At 65.7% G+C, this 2,038-nt stretch carries 1 protein-coding gene; it reads right to left on the bottom strand.

Annotated elements, in window-relative coordinates; all coding sequences use genetic code 11:
- Window positions 1–740 precede the first annotated feature (740 nt).
- Window positions 741–1,607 (bottom strand): hypothetical protein, encoded by an 867-nt coding sequence (locus BM070_RS23880; protein ID WP_139223001.1) that lies wholly within the window; start codon window positions 1,605–1,607, stop codon window positions 741–743.
- Between the last annotated feature and the right edge of the window lie 431 nt (window positions 1,608–2,038).

Genomic DNA, 2,038 nt, shown 5'->3' with positions numbered 1-2,038 from the left:
CAGCTGCTCGATGCCCGGGTTCGCCGGCCGCGCCGCCGGCAGCTCGATCTCCAACGCCCAGATCCGCCACGCCGCACATGCGCTACCTTTTTCATAGCTTCATGCGCTCGCCACACCGTTGTCTCCAGGCGGGTCAGGGCAAGGCAGGGGTCCCCCGCATCGCTCAGCTGCTCGCCCTGCAGGTCCTGGCCTTCGGCGTGCGCCCCGAGGGGCGGTTTTCAGGGGCTGTGGGGGCTGATCGAGCTGACTCACCAGGTGGCTCTGCACAACGCGCTGCGCGTGCCCGCGTTGACACACCTGGCTCTCCCTCCTGGCCCTCACCCTGTGGTGGCCACGGCCGCCGCCTCCGTCCACCGACCCGCTCCAAAGGAGGGTCGGCCCAAAGGAGGGCGATTTCACCTGACGCACCAGGCCATGCCAGGGCCATCTCTTGCACCCAAGGCTCCCTGCAGCCATCGGCCGAGAAGCTCCTGGCCCGCGCTGCGCGCCCGCCGCCGGCACCGCCATTCCCATTGATCGCTGTCTTGTCGGCGGTTTTCTCAAATAGCGCTGCCGTTTCCATCCCCCCACCTGCAGCTCCCACTCCCCCCACCTGACCTCCACCAGCAAGGGCAGGCGGTTTCACCACCCCAGGGGGGGTCAACCGACAACGCACACGCCCCCATGAAAAAACCCCGCAACCGAAGTCACGGGGCTCATGGCAATCAACGAGCTGCAATTACAGGCCTGGGCTCGGGCTTCTACATCGATGGCCCCTCTCCGCGACGACCTTCTCGGTCTAGCTCCTCAATGCACCCCTGCCAGTTGGCGACGCGGGCGGCCGAGTCGGGCATACCAGTGATAGCGGCCTCTTCACGACGGAGACGGTAGACCAGATATTGAGTCAGCCGCTCATCGAGAGCGCCAGTCCGATCGAGGTGATCGTGCACCGCGCCGATGGCTCCATACATGGGCTGCAGAATGCCGCGGCGGTTGATCTCGGCGAGCAGATCAGCATCAGCAATCGCTCGCACTACCTTCTCATCAGGTTGCAGCTCCCGGGCCCGGATTTCGTCACGAGCGGCAGCCAGCGTTTTGGTGGGCCCCTCCTCGGCCGCTTCCAGCGCCTGGCTCAACGCCAATGCGTCGAGACGAGGCGCGTGCCCATCAAGGATTTCCTGACGATGCACCGCCGCCAGGTCCCGGCTTGCAAACGGGCCTGCAATGTTCTCCTGGCGATCGACGTCGAACACGACGAACGGGGCGCGCTCGCCATCTCCTGCAAAGCACGCCGCTTCGTCCAATCCGTCCACCACTAGGTTCGTGGGCACCAGTCGGCCCAGCAGCTCGTCGGCACGGTCGCCCAGCACGAGCTGCGCAGATCCGCGGCCGTGGTGCCGCTCGATCTCCGCGGCCAGCACGTGGGCCTCCCGTCCCGCAGGAATGCGGTCGGCCAGTAGCACGGTGACGCCGGCTGCCGCATCGTGCACGGAGCGGACCTCGGCAGGGGCTGAAGGGTGCTCGGCGCTCGTGACCACCATGAGCTGGCCGATAGCGTCCTGCAGGCCTGCTGCGTCGATCTGGAGCGTCTCCACGATCACCTGGCGCAGGCGATCAGTGGTGCTCATGGGCGTGGCCATGGAAGTAGGCATAGGAGATCCTCAGGTTCGCAACAATGAAACCCCATCTTACAACCCACACAGGGCGCACCTGGGGCTCCTGAGGCTGGTGGATCTGCCGTGGGCGTGGTAATGGGGCTGGCACGCGCATGCACTAGGCCCAGCGTCACGCACCTCGTCCACCCACGCCCGCGGTTTGCACCAACCGCGCCAACCACTTGCGCGCACACTGGACAATTTCACGCCCCAACACCCTCATTTCCTGGCGCTATTCAGGCCCGCGCTGCGCGTCGATCTCCAGCACCAATGGCTCGGTTTCGGCTTCGCCCACGACCTCACCGTTCTAGCCCCCTATCAAACAAGGGGCTCCAGCACCTTCGTCTTGCGTGCCCATTGCCGGTTCAGGTTCTAGCACCCATCAAACACAGGGTCTCCAGCAC

Source organism: Paracidovorax wautersii (assembly GCF_900113035.1).
Classification (GTDB): domain Bacteria; phylum Pseudomonadota; class Gammaproteobacteria; order Burkholderiales; family Burkholderiaceae_C; genus Paracidovorax; species Paracidovorax wautersii.
The sequence above is the reverse complement of the archived record's forward strand: the minus strand, read 5'-3'. Positions and strand labels throughout refer to the sequence as shown.

Bases quoted from the DNA above. Each gene is read 5' to 3' on its own strand.
- BM070_RS23880 (WP_139223001.1), bottom strand. From the start codon at position 1,607: ATGAGCACCACTGATCGCCTGCGCCAGGTGATCGTGGAGACGCTCCAG.